At 55.9% G+C, this 17,804-nt stretch carries 18 protein-coding genes and 1 tRNA gene; 8 read left to right on the forward strand and 11 right to left on the reverse strand.

Features of this window, described 5'->3' with window-relative positions:
* Positions 1–75 precede the first annotated feature (75 nt).
* Positions 76–2,250: a catalase/peroxidase HPI gene (katG, locus tag EDC54_RS10500; protein ID WP_132455921.1), complete on the reverse strand. Its 2,175-nt coding sequence runs from the start codon at positions 2,248–2,250 to the stop codon at positions 76–78.
* Between the two features lie 264 nt (positions 2,251–2,514).
* Complete coding sequence (locus tag EDC54_RS10505) at positions 2,515–2,829, reverse strand: DMT family transporter (protein ID WP_132455923.1); 315 nt, start codon at positions 2,827–2,829, stop codon at positions 2,515–2,517.
* A 367-nt stretch (positions 2,830–3,196) separates the two neighbouring features.
* Here EDC54_RS10505 and EDC54_RS10510 point away from each other — a divergent pair.
* Positions 3,197–3,273 (forward strand) — tRNA-Val (locus tag EDC54_RS10510).
* Between the two features lie 258 nt (positions 3,274–3,531).
* On the opposite strand, the gene narP is transcribed toward EDC54_RS10510, so the two are convergent.
* Both narP and narQ read right to left on the reverse strand, forming a co-directional pair.
* Positions 3,532–4,191 (reverse strand): nitrate/nitrite response regulator protein NarP, encoded by a 660-nt coding sequence (gene narP, locus EDC54_RS10515; RefSeq protein ID WP_132455925.1) that lies wholly within the window; start codon positions 4,189–4,191, stop codon positions 3,532–3,534.
* 68 nt (positions 4,192–4,259) lie between these two features.
* Positions 4,260–5,996, reverse strand: a complete 1,737-nt coding sequence (gene narQ, locus EDC54_RS10520; protein WP_132455927.1) for a nitrate/nitrite two-component system sensor histidine kinase NarQ — start codon at positions 5,994–5,996, stop codon at positions 4,260–4,262.
* A 217-nt stretch (positions 5,997–6,213) separates the two neighbouring features.
* Between narQ and napF the strand changes: the two genes are divergently transcribed.
* The 7 genes from napF to napC are packed head-to-tail and all read left to right on the forward strand — an operon-like array spanning position 6,214 to position 12,096.
* Entirely contained in the window at positions 6,214–6,759 is a 546-nt protein-coding gene (napF, locus tag EDC54_RS10525) for a ferredoxin-type protein NapF (protein WP_132455929.1), read from the forward strand.
* Positions 6,756–7,025 (forward strand): chaperone NapD, encoded by a 270-nt coding sequence (gene napD, locus EDC54_RS10530; protein ID WP_132455931.1) that lies wholly within the window; start codon positions 6,756–6,758, stop codon positions 7,023–7,025. Before napF ends, napD begins: the two co-directional genes overlap by 4 nt.
* Positions 7,022–9,508 (forward strand): nitrate reductase catalytic subunit NapA, encoded by a 2,487-nt coding sequence (gene napA / locus EDC54_RS10535; protein WP_132455933.1) that lies wholly within the window; start codon positions 7,022–7,024, stop codon positions 9,506–9,508. The genes napD and napA overlap by 4 nt, the downstream gene beginning before the upstream one ends.
* A gap of 3 nt (positions 9,509–9,511) precedes the next feature.
* The gene (gene napG / locus EDC54_RS10540; protein ID WP_132455935.1) at positions 9,512–10,204 is read left to right on the forward strand and encodes a ferredoxin-type protein NapG; all 693 of its coding nucleotides are present in this window, start codon (positions 9,512–9,514) and stop codon (positions 10,202–10,204) included.
* A complete protein-coding gene (napH, locus tag EDC54_RS10545) occupies positions 10,191–11,054 on the forward strand; it encodes a quinol dehydrogenase ferredoxin subunit NapH (protein WP_132455936.1) in 864 nt (287 codons plus the stop codon). The genes napG and napH overlap by 14 nt, the downstream gene beginning before the upstream one ends.
* Positions 11,051–11,488: a nitrate reductase cytochrome c-type subunit gene (napB, locus tag EDC54_RS10550; protein WP_132455938.1), complete on the forward strand. Its 438-nt coding sequence runs from the start codon at positions 11,051–11,053 to the stop codon at positions 11,486–11,488. The genes napH and napB overlap by 4 nt, the downstream gene beginning before the upstream one ends.
* 8 nt (positions 11,489–11,496) lie before the next feature.
* Positions 11,497–12,096, forward strand: a complete 600-nt coding sequence (gene napC / locus EDC54_RS10555; protein ID WP_132455940.1) for a cytochrome c-type protein NapC — start codon at positions 11,497–11,499, stop codon at positions 12,094–12,096.
* Positions 12,097–12,535: 439 nt separating this feature from the next.
* Here the strand turns inward: napC and ccmI are convergent, their stop codons facing one another.
* Genes ccmI through EDC54_RS10590 form a run of 7 tightly spaced genes read right to left on the reverse strand, consistent with a single transcriptional unit; the run spans position 12,536 to position 17,800 of the window.
* Entirely contained in the window at positions 12,536–13,405 is an 870-nt protein-coding gene (gene ccmI, locus EDC54_RS10560; RefSeq protein ID WP_132455941.1) for a c-type cytochrome biogenesis protein CcmI, read from the reverse strand.
* A complete protein-coding gene (locus EDC54_RS10565) occupies positions 13,402–13,890 on the reverse strand; it encodes a cytochrome c-type biogenesis protein (RefSeq protein ID WP_380895549.1) in 489 nt (162 codons plus the stop codon). The genes ccmI and EDC54_RS10565 overlap by 4 nt, the downstream gene beginning before the upstream one ends.
* Positions 13,857–14,414, reverse strand: coding sequence for a DsbE family thiol:disulfide interchange protein (locus EDC54_RS10570; RefSeq protein WP_132455944.1), 558 nt, complete (start codon positions 14,412–14,414; stop codon positions 13,857–13,859). Before EDC54_RS10570 ends, EDC54_RS10565 begins: the two co-directional genes overlap by 34 nt.
* Complete coding sequence (locus EDC54_RS10575) at positions 14,411–16,366, reverse strand: heme lyase CcmF/NrfE family subunit (protein WP_132455946.1); 1,956 nt, start codon at positions 16,364–16,366, stop codon at positions 14,411–14,413. The genes EDC54_RS10570 and EDC54_RS10575 overlap by 4 nt, the downstream gene beginning before the upstream one ends.
* Positions 16,363–16,845 (reverse strand): cytochrome c maturation protein CcmE, encoded by a 483-nt coding sequence (gene ccmE / locus EDC54_RS10580; protein WP_132455948.1) that lies wholly within the window; start codon positions 16,843–16,845, stop codon positions 16,363–16,365. The genes EDC54_RS10575 and ccmE overlap by 4 nt, the downstream gene beginning before the upstream one ends.
* On the reverse strand, positions 16,842–17,063 hold the full coding sequence (gene ccmD, locus EDC54_RS10585; protein ID WP_132455950.1) for a heme exporter protein CcmD: 222 nt from the start codon (positions 17,061–17,063) through the stop codon (positions 16,842–16,844). Before ccmD ends, ccmE begins: the two co-directional genes overlap by 4 nt.
* The gene (locus tag EDC54_RS10590; RefSeq protein WP_132456020.1) at positions 17,060–17,800 is read right to left on the reverse strand and encodes a heme ABC transporter permease; all 741 of its coding nucleotides are present in this window, start codon (positions 17,798–17,800) and stop codon (positions 17,060–17,062) included. The genes ccmD and EDC54_RS10590 overlap by 4 nt, the downstream gene beginning before the upstream one ends.
* Positions 17,801–17,804 lie beyond the last annotated feature (4 nt).

Below are 17,804 nucleotides of genomic sequence, written 5' to 3' on the forward strand. Positions count from 1 at the left end.
GACGTTACCCCACAACAGCGCACCGTTGCGGGCGCGTCCCCTCGCGGCAACGATCCTGCAAGGAAGGCTTACGTCTTACACCGCCAGATCGAAACGATCCGCATTCATGACTTTCACCCAGGCAGCAACAAAGTCATTCACAAACTTCTCTTTGTTGTCGTCCTGCGCATAAACCTCAGCGTAAGAACGCAGAATGGAATTGGAGCCAAAGACCAGATCCAGACGCGTCGCCGTCCATTTGACTTCACCCGTTTTACGATCGCGGATTTCATACAGGTCCTTACGGTAGGGTTTCCAGGTATATTTCATGTCCGTCAGATTCACGAAAAAATCGTTTGTCAGGACGCCTTCCCGATCGGTAAATACGCCGTGTTTTGTACCGCCGTAGTTCGTTCCCAGCACGCGCATCCCGCCAACCAGCACCGTCATCTCATTCGCCGTCAACCCCATCAACTGCGTGCGATCGAGCATAAGTTCTTCCGGACTTACTGCATAATCTTTCTTCAGCCAATTACGGTAGCCGTCATGCAGCGGTTCGAGAACGTCAAAAGACGCCGCGTCGGTCAGGGCATCGGTCGTATCGCCACGACCGGGGGCAAAAGGTACAGTCACATCCACACCCGCTGCTTTGGCTGCACGTTCAATGCCTACGCTCCCGCCCAGTACAATGACATCTGCCACACTGGCGCCTGTCGCGGCGGCGATATCCTCCAGAACGGCCAGCACGTGGGCCAAACGCTCAGGTTCATTACCTACCCAGTCTTTCTGCGGTGCGAGACGGATACGCGCGCCGTTAGCCCCGCCACGTTTGTCGGAAGCGCGGAATGTGCGAGCGCTGTCCCAGGCCGTCGCCACCAGATCGCGAGTAGAAAGGCCGCTTTCTGCGATACGAGCTTTGACGGCATTAACATCATAATCGGTGCGGCCAGCCGGAACCGGATCCTGCCACAGTAAATCTTCCTGCGGGACATCCGGACCAAAGTAACGCGCTTTCGGCCCCATATCACGGTGGGTCAGTTTGAACCACGCACGGGCAAAGACTTCAGAGAAATAAGCCTGATCCCGATAGAATCGTTCAGAGATTTTGCGATATTCCGGATCGACTTTCAGCGCCATATCCGCGTCGGTCATCATCGGGTTATAACGAATAGAGGCGTCTTCCACATCGACCGGTTTGTCTTCTTCTTTGATGCTGACCGGCTCCCACTGCCACGCACCTGCCGGGCTCTTTTTCAATTCCCAGTCATGATTCAACAGCATGTGGAAAAAGCCGTTATCCCATTGCGTCGGATGCGTCGTCCAGGCGCCTTCCAATCCACTCGTGACAGTGTAACGCCCCTTGCCTGACCCCTTAGGGTTACGCCAGCCCAGCCCTTGCTCTTCGACATCCGCGCCTTCAGGTGCGGCGCCCAACAGGCTGGCATCGCCGTTGCCGTGGGTTTTACCCACGGTATGGCCGCCCGCCGTCAGGGCAACGGTTTCCTCATCGTTCATCGCCATGCGAGCAAAAGTAACGCGCATATCCTGTGCGGTGCGCAGCGGATCAGGATGACCGTCAACCCCTTCCGGGTTAACATAAATCAGCCCCATCTGCACCGCCGCCAGCGGATTTTCCAGCGAGGCGCGGTCATCGCTGGCATAGCGTCCTTCGCTTTTCGCCAGCCACTCTTTTTCTGAGCCCCAATAGATATCTTTTTCCGGGTGCCAAATGTCTTCGCGCCCAAAAGCAAAGCCGAAGGATTTCAGCCCCATAGATTCATACGCGATAGTACCGGCAAGAATAATCAGGTCTGCCCAGCTGATTTTATTACCGTATTTCTTTTTGATTGGCCACAGCAGGCGACGCGCTTTGTCGAGGCTGGCGTTATCCGGCCAGGAGTTAAGCGGGGCAAAACGCTGATTGCCTGTTCCGCCGCCGCCGCGACCATCGGCGATGCGGTAGGTACCGGCGGAATGCCAGGCCATACGAATCATCAGGCCGCCGTAATGGCCCCAGTCTGCCGGCCACCATTCCTGGCTGTCGGTCATCAGCGCATGCAGGTCTTTTTTGAGAGCATCGACATCGAGCGTTTTGAGGGCATCGAGATAGTTAAAATTGTTGCCCATCGGGTTGGTCTTACTATCATGCTGATGCAGAATGTCGAGATTGAGGGCATTCGGCCACCAGTCAACATTTGATGTGCCAGCGGAAGTATTTCCGCCGTGCATAACCGGACATTTGCCGGCTGTTTTAATTTTATTCTCGTCCATCGTTCTCTCCCACTATATTGCATTGCCTTAATTGCTGTGCAAGAAGGTGTGCCAGCTCTCCGAGAGCGTGGCCTGACGGCAACGCTATCCTCAAACTATTCCCTCTCTGTTAGGCAAAATAGTGACAGAGTGTCCCTATGATTTATAATTGTATCGGCTAACTTCTGCGATAGATTAAGCTGATTAAAGATGGCTAAAATACATGCGTTACCTATCATCATCTACCTTGATTACAGTATCGCAATTCACTTTGAGATAAGAACGTTATGAAGACAGCTTCATCAGAATCAAACCGCTAACGATAAGCAGTGCAGCAATGATTCTCGTCGCACTGGCTGGCTCATGGAGGAAGAGCAATCCGACAATAAACGCCCCCACCGCGCCAATCCCCGTCCAGATGGTGTAGGCCGTTCCCAGCGGGAGAGACTTCATCGCCATTGAGAGCAACACAAAGCTGACAATCATAGCGATGCACGTCACCACTGACGCGCCCACTTTCGTGAACCCATCAGACAGCTTCATACTATAAGACCAGATAATTTCAAACAGACCGGCAAGCACTAATAGAAACCAGGCCATATCCTGTTCTCCTTTCACATCGAATATGGGTCGTCCCGTTAGTCCTTTTCACGACAAAGGTCGTCCCTTGTCAGGATGGTGATGCGCAAAACGTCACCATATCGTTGCCCCGCCAGAGAGTAAAGTCTTTGCACAAACGGCCTGAGGTCGTAATGCGGCATAAAAATGAACGGCAACAGCGGCCTATTTTGCTTACGCCACCACTTTATTCGACAAATCAGGCTAAACATTCAACACTTGAAAGTGGATGATAAACAAAGCGCTTGCCAGCGACGCCGGAGCCGTCCATAATAGCGCCCATTCCAGATAATGGAATAAAGAAAGACATTCTAATCATAATGTTACCGATTGAAATGTCATCTTCTGTACGACCGTAGCTCAGTTGGTTAGAGCACCACCTTGACATGGTGGGGGTCGGTGGTTCGAGTCCACTCGGTCGTACCAATTTCCTGTTTTATGGCATTATCCCGTCATTAAAAGAAGAAATGACTTTTCTTCTCTTCCTGTGAATTTATTGATTTCCCTGTTGGATCCGGCAGCGTTGTATGCGTCCAATGTCTATTGTCTATATAGATAAGTGTGATGACAGATTCCGACCGTTGCGCGATTTCGCGGAGAGCCAGCGGCGCGCGTTGAGCCGCCACGCTTCCCCGCGTGTTCCAACGCGACGCGCAGGAACACACTGACAGAATAAAACCCTATTCACAATGACGTCTTCAATGACCGGGACGACAGGCCGTAGGTTTCCAGATAGAGCACGGTGGCGGCAACGCGTGAACGCACGTTCAGTTTACGCAGCATGTTGCGGATATGCACTTTGACCGTTTCTTCAGAAATATACAGTACCGCGGCGATCTGCTTGTTCGACAGACCCGCCGCCACTTCCTGAAGCACATCCAGTTCACGCTCCGTCAACGCGGCGAATGGCGACGGCGTATCCTGAATGGCAATACGGTGGTGCAACACCTCCCGCACTTGCTCGCTGAAAGCCGAGTCGCTGCGAATCGCATCCAATAACAGCTCCGGGGCGCTGTCTTTAAGCAGGTAACCGTCAGCCCCCGCATCCATCAACGTATAAATGTCACAGGGCGCATCGGAGACCGTCAGCACAATCACGCGGGCGCTAATCCCGTCGCGCCGCAGTGCGTGAAGCGTATCCAGACCGCTCAATCCCTTCATATTGAGATCGAGCAAAATAATATCGGGAGAATCCCTGTTCGCGAGACTCAACGCCTCCATGCCGTTACTGGCTTCCCCTATCACGTCAAAGGTGGCGTCAGTGGCGAGCAACTGACGAATTCCCCGACGCATAAGCGGATGATCGTCGACGATCAACACGCGATAAGATAGTTTTTCTGACATGTCCTGCCCCAATGTAATATGGATCTTATTATTTTTATTTATGGTTTATCCCCGATCTGCTTCAAGCCTCACGGGTATCGCTCGAATGATTCAGGGTAAAGCGTGTTGGTATTGTCGCGTTCACGCGCTGCCGTCTGCGCCGCAAAACGGACGCTAACCTGCGTCCCGCCTTCGGGGTGGCGACGAATAGACAACTTTCCGCCTAACCGTTCGGCGCGCTCCTGCATAATGTTTAAACCATAGTGCCCCGCCGGCTCCTCCTGATTCATAATGCCGCAGCCATCATCGCGGATTGCAACACAATGACTGCCATCAGGCTGTGTACGGCAGTTGACGCTAATCGTCGTCGCCTGCGCGTGTTTAATGGCGTTCAGCACCGCCTCACGAATGATTTGCAGCAAATGAACCTGCTGTGGCGCATCCAACGCCTGCGTAGGGATCCGGCAATCTACCGTGATGTTCGCCGGGGTCTGCGCGCGCAGCGGTTCAATCATTTCCTGCATTGCCGCTGGCAAATCGGCCTGTTGCAACGTCAACCGGAACGTGCTCAACAGCTCGCGCAGTTGACGATAAGCATCGCTTAATGCCTGCTCAAAATCTGTGACGATCTGCCGGGCCTGGGCATTTTCTTGCGCTACCGCGCGCTTTAACAACGCCATCTGGATATTCAGATAAGAAAGCACCTGAGCCAATGAATCATGCAGCTCACGCGCGATGGTAGCGCGCTCTTCCATCAACAGCAGTTGCTGATAATGTTTCTGGGCCTGATTAAAATACAGGCCGCGACCCAGCATATTCGCCACGCTTTCCATCAGTTGCGCCGACGGTTGTTGCGTTGACGCCTGCCAGCACAACTGACCAAACTCCACTTCTTGCAAACGGATGGGCAACGCCTGCCATGCGATATGTTCGTCCGGCTGTCCTTCGCATAACCGCCAGTTTTCCCCTACCCGCATTTCCAGACAGCCAACCGTTTCATAGCGGTGAACGATCTGGAGAATCCGCTGGAAACAGTGTCTATCAATCGTGCTGACATTCATCGCCTGCGAACAGTTATACAGTACCTTCAGCATGCGGTTCGCTTCCTGCAAGCGCAGCGTTTTCTGCCGTACCTTGTCTTCCAGAGAACGATAAAGCTTTTGCAATTCGTCAGTCATGCTACTGAACGTTTGCGCCAGTAATCCCAATTCGTTAGGCAGATTGACATCCAGCCGCGCGTGAGTGAAACGCCCTTTCTCGATCGATGCGCAGGCCGCCATCAGTTTATTCAACGGAACGACCACCTGACGACGAATGCGGCGCAGCGTAAAGAAGATCAGTATATAGATAGTGATCGACCCTATTATTGATGTCGCAACAACTATCATCATTTTGCGCTCGGAATAATGTTGCAACGCCAGAACAAAGAGATCGATCTGCGTGACATAGTGGACAATATTGTCCTGATACCACACTTGATCCCCGGCATTCAGGCGCTCATCCATCGTTTTCCAGCTCTGTAACAACGCGGCATAGCGCTCACGAACGTCCTGCGGCACATACCACCGTTCCAGCAGATGAAAAACCGGCGAATCCAGCGTTTGCGCATAGAGACGCCGGTGCTGCGCTAATTCCGCACGCTGCCCCTGTAGGTCATACCCCATACGATAGCTTTGCATCCGCATGGAGCCGGCCACGTTGATCGCTTCCGCATCGCGTAACCCACTGGCTAATGTTAACAGCGCAATGCCCGTCGTGAGGAACGAGAGCAACGCAATATAAAAAAAAGCACGAGCAAGACTGGTTGAGACAGGGCGTTTGACCATCACGACGAATAACCCTCTTTGACGTCATACGGGTAAGTGGGATTTCTGCGCCACTATCACTATCGCGACGCGTCCGGGCAAGCCGGTAGGCCTGCAATCCTGCATAAGCTTGATCCTACACCATCATTTACCCCTAAAGAGTGATTATCGAATACACCCCGGGAGGAATAGTGTAATCCCTATAAAAAAAGCGTGTTTTTATTGAGTATTTCACCCGATGCCGGAGCAACACACTGCCGTAACCAACCTCTCTCGTCGTTCCCTGCTGACCGCGGGTCGGCTGCGTGGCGACAATACGCTACGTCCACCGTGGAGCGGCACGGAAAGTTATTTCCTGGAGAAATGTTCACGTTGCGACGCCTGCGTCAATGCCTGCGAAACCGGAATTATCCAGCGTGGTTCGGGAGGATTTCCCTTCGTTAACTTTCAGCATGGCGAATGCACGTTTTGCTACAGCTGCGCCAGCGCCTGCCCGCAGGCGCTATTTGCCGATCGCCATACCGTACCGTGGACGTACCGCCTGACGATACAGGATACCTGTTTAGCACAGCATCAGGTGGAATGTCGCAGCTGTCAGGACAGCTGTGAAGCCGATGCCATCCGGTTTCGACCCACTGCGGGACGCGTTGCCGCGCCCGCGATCGATACCGCTGCCTGCACCACCTGTGGGGCATGCATCGCCGGGTGTCCCGTTGAGGCGATGACGATGAAAAAAATCACGGCGGCACATCCCCCTCTTCCAGCACGACAGGAAAGCCAATGAGCACAGTTTGGCATGTTTGCAGTTTAGTCGTTCACGTGAACACGGAGCGCATGGCGGCCATAACCGAAACGTTCGCGGCGCTGCCCGGCGTGGAGGTTGCCGCCAGCGACAGTAATACCGGGAAAATGGCCGTGGTGCTGGAGTCAGATTCAGAAGACGCGCTGTTAAAACAAATAGCGTCAATACGCGAGCTTGCAGGCGTACTGGCGGTTTCGCTGGTTTATCACCAGCTTGATGACCAATCTCAGGGTGAGGAAATACCATGAAACTCAGTCGACGACACTTTATGAAGGCTAACGCTGTCGCAGCGGCAGCCGCGGTCGCAGGCATTACCATACCGACCGCCGTTCGCGCCGTAGTCGGCCAGCAAGAGGCCATCCACTGGGATAAAGCCCCCTGTCGCTTCTGTGGCGTGGGATGCGGTGTGCTGGTGGGAACACAGAACGGTCGCATCGTTGCCAGTCAGGGCGATCCTGACGCACCGGTGAACCGGGGATTAAACTGCATCAAAGGCTATTTTCTGCCAAAGATCATGTACGGACAGGATCGACTGACTCAGCCTTTACTGCGTATGCGCAATGGCCAATTCGACAAGGAAGGCGAACTGACCCCGATTTCCTGGGATAAAGCTTTCGACGTGATGGCGGAGAAATTCAAGGCCGCGCTGAAAGAGAAAGGCCCGACGGCAGTCGGGATGTTCGGCTCCGGGCAATGGACGGTATGGGAAGGTTATGCCGCCGCCAAATTGTTCAAAGCGGGCTTTCGCTCCAACAATATCGACCCGAACGCGCGCCACTGTATGGCCTCTGCGGTCGTGGGCTTCATGCGTACCTTCGGTATGGATGAACCCATGGGCTGTTACGACGACATAGAGCAGACCGATGCCTTCGTCCTGTGGGGCTCCAACATGGCGGAAATGCACCCAATCCTCTGGTCGCGCATTACCGATCGCCGTCTGTCGGACAGCAACGTCACGGTCGCCGTGCTATCCACCTATCAGCACCGCAGCTTTGAGCTGGCAGACAACGGCATGGTCTTTACGCCGCAAACCGATCTGGCCATCCTCAATTATATCGCCAACTACATTATTCAAAATAACGCCGTCAATGAAGCATTCCTGAAGCGTCATGTGAACCTGCGCAAAGGCGTGACCGACATCGGGTATGGCCTACGTCCGACACACCCGTTGGAAAAAGCGGCGAAAAACCCCGGTTCCGACGCGTCTGAACCCATGAGTTTTGAAGACTATAAAGCCTTTGTTGCGGAATATACGCTGGAAAAAACGGTCGAAATCAGCGGCGTGCCGGCGGATCAGTTAGAAGCGCTGGCGAAGCTCTACGCCGACCCGAAGAAAAAAGTCATTTCTTATTGGACGATGGGCTTTAACCAGCACACCCGCGGCGTCTGGGCAAACAATCTGGTTTATAACATCCATCTGCTGACGGGCAAAATTTCTCAACCGGGCTGCGGGCCGTTCTCGTTAACCGGTCAGCCTTCTGCCTGCGGTACCGCGCGTGAAGTCGGTACTTTCGCCCACCGTCTGCCCGCGGATATGGTGGTGACCAATGAAAAACACCGCGCGATAGCGGAAAAACGCTGGCAGTTACCGGCAGGCACCATCCCTGAAAAAATCGGTCTGCACGCCATAGCGCAAGATCGAGCGTTGAAGGACGGCACGCTGAATGCCTATTGGGTGATGTGTAACAATAATATGCAGGCCGGTCCGAACATCAATCAGGAACGTATGCCCGGCTGGCGCGATCCGCGTAACTTCATCGTTGTTTCCGATCCCTACCCGACCGTTAGCGCGCTGGCCGCCGATCTGATCTTGCCGACCGCGATGTGGGTGGAAAAAGAGGGCGCCTACGGTAATGCCGAGCGCAGAACGCAGTTCTGGCGTCAACAGGTGAAAGCGCCGGGCGAAGCAAAATCGGATCTGTGGCAACTCGTGAGCTTTGCCAAGCGCTTCACCGTCGAGGACGTGTGGCCGGAAGAGTTATTGGCGCAGAAACCGGCCTACCGCGGTAAGACGCTCTACGACGTACTGTTCGCTAATGATGTCACCACGCGTTTCCCGCTCAGCGAATTAGCGGAAAATCAGTTGAACGATGAATCCCGTGAATTCGGTTTTTACTTGCAGAAAGGCCTGTTTGAAGAGTACGCCGAGTTCGGCCGCGGCCACGGCCACGATTTAGCGCCGTTTGACTATTACCATCAGGTGCGTGGACTACGCTGGCCGGTCGTTGGCGGCAAGGAAACGCAGTGGCGTTACAGCGAAGGGCACGATCCTTACGTAAAAGCGGGTGAAGCCTACCGTTTTTACGGCAAACCCGATGGTAAGGCGGTGATTTTCGCGCTGCCTTATGAACCCGCCGCAGAAGCGCCGGACGACGAGTACGATCTCTGGTTCTCCACCGGTCGCGTGCTGGAACACTGGCACACCGGCAGCATGACGCGCCGTGTACCAGAGCTGCATCGCGCCTTCCCCGAGGCTGTGCTGTTCATTCACCCGCTGGATGCCAAAGCGCGCAATTTGCGACGCGGTGAGAAAGTACGCATCATTTCGCGCCGTGGTGAAATCGTCTCCGTGGTTGAGACGCGTGGCCGCAATAAACCGCCGCGGGGACTGGTGTATATGCCGTTCTTCGACGCCGCGCAGATGACCAACGTCCTGACGCTGGATGCGACCGACCCGCTGTCGAAAGAAACGGATTTTAAGAAATGTGCCGTCAAGCTGGCGAAGGTATAACGCATGGCGCGCCCGGAAAATACGCCTCCTGCTCGCCGCCGCTTTCTGCGTGACGCCGTCCGCGCCGTGGCGGGGTTATCCGCCGCGGTCACGATACTCGGCATGCAGCAGCGGCGGGCTCAGGCTGACGCGGTCCGGCTACGTCCGCCGGGCGCGCTGTCGGAGGCGGCGTTTTCCGGTGCCTGCATACGTTGTGGCCAATGTGTTCAGGCCTGCACGTATGACACGCTGAAGCTGGCGACGCTGGTTTCCGGTCCCGCAGCCGGCAGTCCTTACTTCGTCGCGCGCGATATTCCGTGCGAAATGTGCGAGGACATTCCCTGCATCGCCGCCTGCCCCAGCGGCGCCTTACAGTCGCTGGAAGCGATTGACGACGCCCGTATGGGATTAGCCGTGTTGCTCGACCAGGAGAACTGCCTGAGCTATCAGGGGCTACGCTGCGATGTCTGCTATCGCGTCTGTCCGCTCATCGATAGCGCCATCACACTGGAGCCAGAACGCAATCCCCGAACCGGAAAACACGCCCGTTTTTTGCCGACGGTACATAGCGATGCCTGTACCGGCTGCGGAAAATGTGAAAAAGCCTGCGTGCTGGAACAGGCCGCGATCAAAGTTTTGCCGCGCACACTGGCAAAAGGCGAACTCGGGCACCACTACCGTTTCAATTGGCTGGAGGCGCGCGATGGCAAATCGTAAGCAAGATGCCGGACGAGAGGCCCGGATAAAAAAAGGCTGGTGGCGCAGCCACCGCTGGCTGGTTATGCGCCGTCTGACCCAGTCTTTGGTGCTGCTCCTGTTTCTCTGCGGGCCGCTGCTGGGGTTTTGGATCCTGCGCGGTAACTACAGCGCCAGCATCGTGCTTGACACCGTGCCGCTCAGCGATCCGCTGATGATTCTGCAAAGTCTCGCCAGCGGTCATCTGCCCGCCGCCCTCGCGCTGGTTGGCGCGCTGATTATTACCCTGAGCTATGCGCTGGCAGGTAAGCGTCTGTTCTGTAGCTGGGTCTGCCCCGTCAATCCGCTTACCGATTTGGCCGCCTGGCTGCGTCGTCGGTTCGGCATCACCGCCTCGGCGACGCTCCCTCGCAATCTGCGTTATCTGCTGTTGGTGCTTATCCTGGCGGGAAGCGCGCTGACGGGAGGACTACTGTGGGAGTGGGTTAACCCTGTCTCGCTGACAGGCCGCGGGCTGATTTTCGGGTTTGGCGCAGGCATCTGGCTGCTGCTGGCGCTGTTTCTGTTTGATTTACTGGTCGTGGAACACGGCTGGTGTGGGCACCTGTGTCCGACGGGCGCGCTGTATGGCGCGCTTGGCGGTAAAGGCGCGCTGGTTGTGGATGCCGCCGGGCGCGAACGCTGCACGCGCTGTATGGACTGCTTTCACGTCTGTCCAGAGCCGCAGGTACTGCGCGCCCCCTTGCTGGATAAACACAGTCCGGTACAGATCGCTGACCGGGACTGCATAACATGCGGACGCTGTATAGATGTCTGCGCTGAAGACGTTTTTAAAATAACCCTTAGATGGAAATCGGGAGCAAAGTCATGAAAAGCCTGAGAACGGGATGGTTTCGCTGGATCGCCGCCCTGGCGATAATGAGCAGTGCGTTGGCTACTGCGCAGGTCGATTTAAGCCAGTCGCCGGAAGTCTCCGCGACGCAGCCGGGAAATAGCCGGATGCCGAAGCAGCAGGAGCGTATGGCGCTCAACTATGTCAACCAGCCGCCAATGATCCCCCATAGCGTGGATGGCTATCAGGTCACGCCGACCTTTAACCGCTGCATACAGTGCCACGGCGTCGAGAACTATCGTTCCACCAGCGCCCCCCGCGTCAGCCCGACCCACTTTATCGACAGAGACGGCAAAGTGCTGAGCAACGTGGCGCCCGCTCGCTATTTCTGCCTGCAATGTCACGTGCCGCAAGCCGACGCCGCCCCGATTACCGGCAACACGTTCACCCCTTCTAAAGGTTTTGGACAGTGAGGTTTACGATGAAACAACCTGGAAAAGCGGGACGATTACAGCAATTATGGCAATGGTGGCGTCGTCCAAGCCGGCTGGCGTTGGGCACGTTGCTTATCATCGGTTTTGCCGGCGGCATTTTCTTTCTGGCCACCTTCCACAAAGGTATGGAAATGAGCAATAGCGAGGCATTCTGCATCAGCTGCCATGAAATGCGCAACACCGTATATCAGGAATATATGGAAACCGCGCACTACAGCAACCGCAGCGGCGTGCGCGCCACTTGCCCGGATTGCCATGTTCCACACGAGTTTGTGCCGAAAATGGTGCGTAAAATTCAGGCCAGTAAAGAGCTGTACGGCAAAATCATGGGCACGATTGATACGCCACAAAAATTCGAAGCACACCGGCTAACGATGGCGCAGAACGAATGGCGGCGCATGAAAAATAACAATTCTCAGGAATGCCGCAACTGCCACAACTTTGACTATATGGACTTCTCAGGGCAAAAAACGGTCGCGGCGCAAAAACACAGCGAAGCGATAAAACTCGGTCAAACCTGTATCGATTGCCACAAAGGCATCGCACACAAACTGCCGGACATGCACGGCGTCAAAAGCGGGTTATAACCCGCGTCTCCTTGTAACTCACGGGACGGCGTATGCCGTCCTCACCACAAGCGGAAACATCTGCCGCAAAATAACAATGAACGAAGTTCAGTCTTTTGATTTTATGGGATTAGCTCGCGTAAAAAATCGCGCTGAGGTGGGCGTAGCCGCCGGATGAGCGGCATGGACGCCGCGAAAGCCTGCGCCGCGTATGGAACGCGTCGCAGGCGGTCCGAACAGCGGATACGAACGCCGAAGGCACCGCGAAGCGGCGCGACTTACCGCAACAAGTCAGGGATCACGGGGCGGCGTCGGGCGCGTACTGCAACGGTTGCAGAAAAAAACGTTGGATAATGCGCACGAAACTTTCACAGTAATAACAAAAAAAAACAGAAATAACAGAAACAACAAAAGGGCGATATCTCGCCCTTTTGTTATTGATGGTGAAGATAAAAAGGATTTATTTCCCCGTGACCGCCTGAACCGACAGTGACGCCTTCGCCTGCGCAATACTGCGCTCAATGACCGCGCGGCGTGTATCGTTTTGCGGCAGCAGTTTCAGCATCGCTTGCCAGGCGTCAATCGCTTCCTGATAGCGCTGGGCTTCATAGGCATTGAAAGCCATCAGGCTCAGTACGCGCACATTGGTTGAGCCGGACTTCAGCAGTTCACGCAGCATTTCGCCACCGCGTTGGCTATCACGCGGGTTGGTGGAACGTGACAGCAGGTCGGCGTAATCCAGCGCCAGATCCGTATTTTTCGGGTCGAGCTGGAATGCTTTGGCAAACGCCTGCAAGGACATGTCATAATTATTCAGCAGGCCCGCAATGCGCCCCAGCATCCACCAGTCTTGTGGATTGTCTGGCTGCGCCTCTAGTTGGCTGCGCAACCCCAGACCGAGACGCGCCACCTCTTCAATGGTCAGCGGTTCGGCATCCGGATCCAACGCTCGCTTCATCAGGTCCGGCGTTAACGCAACAACCTGCTGTAATTCCTGCACCCGATTAACCGCTGAGGTTTTCCAGAATACGCCGAGGCTGACAATCACCAGCAACAGCACGCCCGGCAGCAACATCCAGCGGCTCAGCGGACGCGATTGTGCTCTGGCACCGACAGGAATATCCTGTAGGAGCGTATGCTGAAGTTCCTCCACCATGGGGATTCGTTCCTGTTCATTGGCGACATCCACGTTCAGTTCACGCAGCCGATCGCGATACAGCGCCTGATTAATCGCGTCCCGATCGTATTCCTCCCCTGACGACCACGGCACCAGCAGCAGCGTGGAAAGCGCAATAAGCGATAAAACAATGATGACCGTCAGTAACATCATTTTGGTTTCCCCTCGCTGTCCAGCAATTGACGCAAACGTTTTTTATCCTGTTCGCTCATCGGCGCTCTGGCCCGCTTAGTACGGCGCGCGCGCCGAATAATCATCCCGCAGCCCGCCGCCAGAAACAGCGCGGGCAGCAGCCAGAGCAGGATCGTAAAAGGCGTGATCGGCGGCTCATACGTCACAAAGTAACCGTAACGATCCACCATATAGTCGACAACCTGCTGCTTCGTCTGCCCCTGCTGCATCAGTTCGTAAACTTTTTGCCGCATATCCGCGGCGATCATCGAATTGGAATCAGCGATGCTGTTATTCTGGCATTTCGGGCAACGTAACTGCATCGTTAGCTCACGAAACTGTTGTTCCTGCGCGTCATTGTCAAAATGTAATGTCTCTGAGGCGGCCAACGCGCCGAGCGACAACAACAGAGCAATAAAAAAAACGATCGCTTTCACGCCCCGTCCTCCCGGCTGTATTTCTCCCACAGCGGCTGTAACGTTTCCCGCCACACTTGCAGATTGAGATCGCCCGCATGGCGATAGCGAATGATGCCCTGTCCGTCGATCAGAAAGGTTTCCGGCGCGCCATACACGCCCAGATCCAGTCCCAACATGCCGTCGCCATCAAACAGACTCAGCGCATAGGGGTTGCCCAGCGTCTTCAGCCACTCGATCGCTTTGGGGCGCTCATCTTTATAATTCATGCCCACAACGCGAACGCCCTGCGTCGACAGCGTATTAAGAAATTGGTGCTCCGCGCGGCATGTCGGGCACCAGGTCGCCCAGACGTTCAGCAGTAGCGGTTTGCCATCGCGCAGTTCAGACTGGCTGTAAATCTTTCCCGGCTGCTCCAGCGATTCCAGCCGGAACGCTGGGATCGGTTTGCCAATCAGGGCTGACTCCAGCCGCATGGGATCGTCGCCGTCGCTGTTGCGCACCAGTTGCCACAGCAACGCTGTCGCCAGCAGTAAAAACAGAACGAGCGGGATTAACAATATCTTACGACTCATGATGATGCCTCTCTCACGGCACGGCGCAGGCGGTAGCGCGGGTCAAACATGCACAGGATGCCGCCTAACGCCATCAGCCCGCCGCCGTACCAAATCCAGCGGATAAAGGGTTTGTAATAGAGCCGTACCGCCCAGCTTCCGTCATCCAGTTCCTCGCCCAAAGCGGCATACAGATCGCGCGTCACGCCCGCATCAATGGCCGCTTCTGTCATAATCGCCCCGCTGGTGTTGTAAAAACGCTTTTCCGTTTTCAACGTCGCTTCCGGCTTGCCGTGACGCGTGACTTCAATCGTTCCTTTGCCGCTGTGCCAGTTCGGCCCCACCACATCACGCACGCCTTGAAACGTAAAATGATAATCATGGATTTGTATGCTGTCCCCCGCCCGCATCCGCACATCCCGCTCAACGCTATAATTCTGGCTGAATGCGATCCCGACCACCGTCACCGCCAGCCCAAGATGCCCGCACACCATCCCCCACTGGCTCAGGGAAAGTGAGGTCAAACCGCGCAGCAGACCATGACGTCGGGTTGCATTGGCATGCAGGTCGTACAACGTTAAGAAGAAGACCCAAAGCGCCATCGACAGGCCGACTATCGTCATGGCGACAAGGGAATCCTGTAGCAGCCAAGGGAGCAGCAGCGACAGCGCGGCGGTCACCGCCATTGCCATCAGCAGCAGCTTACGCAGCTTTTGCGGCTCGTCGCGCCGCCAGCGAACCAGCGGACCTACACCCAACAGTAAGGCAAAAGGCGCCATTAACAGGGTAAACATCGTGTTGAAAAATGGTGCGCCAATCGAGATGCTGCCCAGACCTAGCTGTTTATGCACCAGCGGCAGCAGTGTTCCCAGCAGTACGACAAGCGTAGCGGCCATCAGGATCAGGTTATTGCCGAGCAGGAAGGTTTCACGCGACCAGAGCGAATTCGTTACCCGCGCCCGCACCCGGTTGCCTTTGATGGCGAACAGCAGTAACGAACCGCCGATGACAATGACCAAAAACGCGAGAATAAACATGCCACGCGCCGGATCGGAGGCGAATGCATGCACCGACACCAGAACGCCGGAACGCACCAGAAACGTCCCCAACAGGCAGAGCGAGAACGCGCCGATGGCCAGCAACACCGTCCAGGCTTTAAAGCTGCCGCGTTTTTCGGTGACCGACAGCGAATGCAGCAATGCCGTGCCCACCAGCCACGGCATCAATGACGCGTTCTCGACCGGATCCCAGAACCACCAGCCGCCCCAGCCCAGCTCGTAATACGCCCAGCCCGAGCCGAGTACGATACCCAACGTCAGGAATGACCAGGCCGCCTGTGTCCACGGTCGTGACCAGCGAGCCCACGCGCTGTCCAGTCGCTCAGCCAGCAGCGAGGCGACCGCAAACGCAAACGCCACGGAGAACCCGACGTAACCCATATAAAGCAGCGGAGGGTGGACGATGAGCCCAACATCCTGCAAAAGCGGATTGAGATCGCGCCCGTCAATCGGATACTCCGGCAACGTGCGTGTAAAAGGATTCGACGTCAGAATGATGAACAGCAAAAAACCGACATTGATCATCCCCATCACCGCCAGCACGCGGGCGACCGCATCCAGCGACATTCCGCGGCTGAAAACCGCCACGGCAAAAGTCCAGCCGCTCATCAGCAGCACCCAGAGCAGCAGCGACCCTTCGTGGGCACCCCACGCCGCCGCAACGCGATACCATACCGGGAGCGCACGGTTCGAGTTATTTGCCACGTAGAGGACGGTAAAATCATTGATCACCAGCGCATGCACCAACACGAGGAAGGCGGCAAGAATGCATGCGAACAGCGCCCAGGCAAGAGGGCGAGCCAACGCCATCAGACGGGTGTCCTGACGCGACGCGCCCCACAGCGGATATATGCTAAGCAACAGCGCCACGCCCAGCGCCAGACAAAGCAGATAATTACCGACTTCAGGCATCATAAGGGATTACCTTCTTTGGCCGTCGTCGGCGCATGCCCGTGCTCTCCTTCCATCGCCGCTTTGATTTCTGGCGGCGTGTAATTTTCGTCATGGCGGGCCAGCACTTCTTTCGCCGTAATATGATCGTCGGTATCCAGAACGCCCTGCGCCACAACGCCTTGTCCCTCACGGAACAGATCCGGCAGCATTCCGTTGTAGGTCACATCGACCGATCCTTGCGCATCATAAACGGTGAAACGGACTGCCAGACTTTGGCTGTCGCGGCGCACGCTGCCCGGCATCACCATGCCGCCAACGCGCAGGCGCTGCCCGATCGCCGGTTTTTCCTGCGTTTCGTTCTTGCCGTAAAGAATTTCGCTGGGCGTGTAAAAGAGGTCGATATTTGAACTCAACGCATACAGCGTCAACGCGACGGTCAACACCGCGCCACAGACGACGGCCAGAATGGCATAGAGGCGAGTTTTACGCGGCGCACTCATGGCGTCACCTCCACCGAGTCCGATTGGCGAGCCGCGCGTTTGCGTTGCTCGCGCGCCTGCTGACGGCGAATGTCGTTCAGCAATGTCCGCCGACGCCAAAGGGTATGGCCGATCAATGCGCCCAGCGGCAACAGCGTGAGCGCCACGGCCAGCCAGACGTAAAAGGCATAACCGCCCATCGCAAAGAATGCCTGCCAACTGGTGAAAGCGATGTTCATCGTGCTACCCCTCCTTTATTGACCAATGCTGCCACCCAGGGTGCCCGGCGCTGCTGCATCAGGATCAAATTTCGCAGCCGCATAAGTGACAACGTCACGAAAAGGCTCATGAATCCCAGCATCATGATGCGCAGCGGCAGGCGCATGGCGGGATCGATGGTTTTCTGCATTTTCGTCGATGCCTGATGCAGGGTATTCCACCACTCGACGGAGAAATGGATAATGGGCAAATTCACCACCCCCACCAGTACCAGAATCGCCGCCGCACGACCAGCCAGACGGCGGTCATCAAATGCGTTATAGAGCGCGATGATACCCACGTAGAGAAACAGCAGCACCAGCTCCGACGTCAGACGCGCATCCCAGACCCACCACGTCCCCCACATCGGTTTACCCCAGGTGGAGCCGGTGGTCAGCGCGATAAAGGTAAACACCGCGCCAACCGGCGCCATCGCCGCCACGGCAAGCTCCGCGGTTTTTGACTGCCGGATCATGCCGACCAGCGCGAACATCGCCATCACGGCATAGACGCCCATCGACCACACGGCCGCAGGCACGTGCAGATACATGATGCGATACCCTTGCCCTTGCTGATAATCCGCAGGCGCAAAGCCAAAACCTAACAGGCAGCCGCCTATCAGCAACGCGGCGCTTATCAGGGCAAACCATGGGACAAGCTTGCCGCAACGCCCATAAAGACGCTCCGGTTGCGTAAGCTGATCGTTTTTTTTCAACATAATC

Source organism: Samsonia erythrinae, from assembly GCF_004342665.1.
GTDB classification, from domain to species: domain Bacteria; phylum Pseudomonadota; class Gammaproteobacteria; order Enterobacterales; family Enterobacteriaceae; genus Samsonia; species Samsonia erythrinae.

Coding starts and splice junctions, on each gene's coding strand:
- katG (WP_132455921.1), bottom strand. CDS start 2,250: ATGGACGAGAATAAAATTAAAACAGCCGGCAAATGTCCGGTTATGCAC.
- EDC54_RS10505 (WP_132455923.1), bottom strand. CDS start 2,829: ATGGCCTGGTTTCTATTAGTGCTTGCCGGTCTGTTTGAAATTATCTGG.
- narP (WP_132455925.1), bottom strand. CDS start 4,191: ATGTCAGAAAAACTATCTTATCGCGTGTTGATCGTCGACGATCATCCG.
- narQ (WP_132455927.1), bottom strand. CDS start 5,996: ATGGTCAAACGCCCTGTCTCAACCAGTCTTGCTCGTGCTTTTTTTTAT.
- napF (WP_132455929.1), top strand. CDS start 6,214: ATGCCGGAGCAACACACTGCCGTAACCAACCTCTCTCGTCGTTCCCTG.
- napD (WP_132455931.1), top strand. CDS start 6,756: ATGAGCACAGTTTGGCATGTTTGCAGTTTAGTCGTTCACGTGAACACG.
- napA (WP_132455933.1), top strand. CDS start 7,022: ATGAAACTCAGTCGACGACACTTTATGAAGGCTAACGCTGTCGCAGCG.
- napG (WP_132455935.1), top strand. CDS start 9,512: ATGGCGCGCCCGGAAAATACGCCTCCTGCTCGCCGCCGCTTTCTGCGT.
- napH (WP_132455936.1), top strand. CDS start 10,191: ATGGCAAATCGTAAGCAAGATGCCGGACGAGAGGCCCGGATAAAAAAA.
- napB (WP_132455938.1), top strand. CDS start 11,051: ATGAAAAGCCTGAGAACGGGATGGTTTCGCTGGATCGCCGCCCTGGCG.
- napC (WP_132455940.1), top strand. CDS start 11,497: ATGAAACAACCTGGAAAAGCGGGACGATTACAGCAATTATGGCAATGG.
- ccmI (WP_132455941.1), bottom strand. CDS start 13,405: ATGATGTTACTGACGGTCATCATTGTTTTATCGCTTATTGCGCTTTCC.
- EDC54_RS10570 (WP_132455944.1), bottom strand. CDS start 14,414: ATGAGTCGTAAGATATTGTTAATCCCGCTCGTTCTGTTTTTACTGCTG.
- EDC54_RS10575 (WP_132455946.1), bottom strand. CDS start 16,366: ATGATGCCTGAAGTCGGTAATTATCTGCTTTGTCTGGCGCTGGGCGTG.
- ccmE (WP_132455948.1), bottom strand. CDS start 16,845: ATGAGTGCGCCGCGTAAAACTCGCCTCTATGCCATTCTGGCCGTCGTC.
- ccmD (WP_132455950.1), bottom strand. CDS start 17,063: ATGAACATCGCTTTCACCAGTTGGCAGGCATTCTTTGCGATGGGCGGT.
- EDC54_RS10590 (WP_132456020.1), bottom strand. CDS start 17,800: ATGTTGAAAAAAAACGATCAGCTTACGCAACCGGAGCGTCTTTATGGG.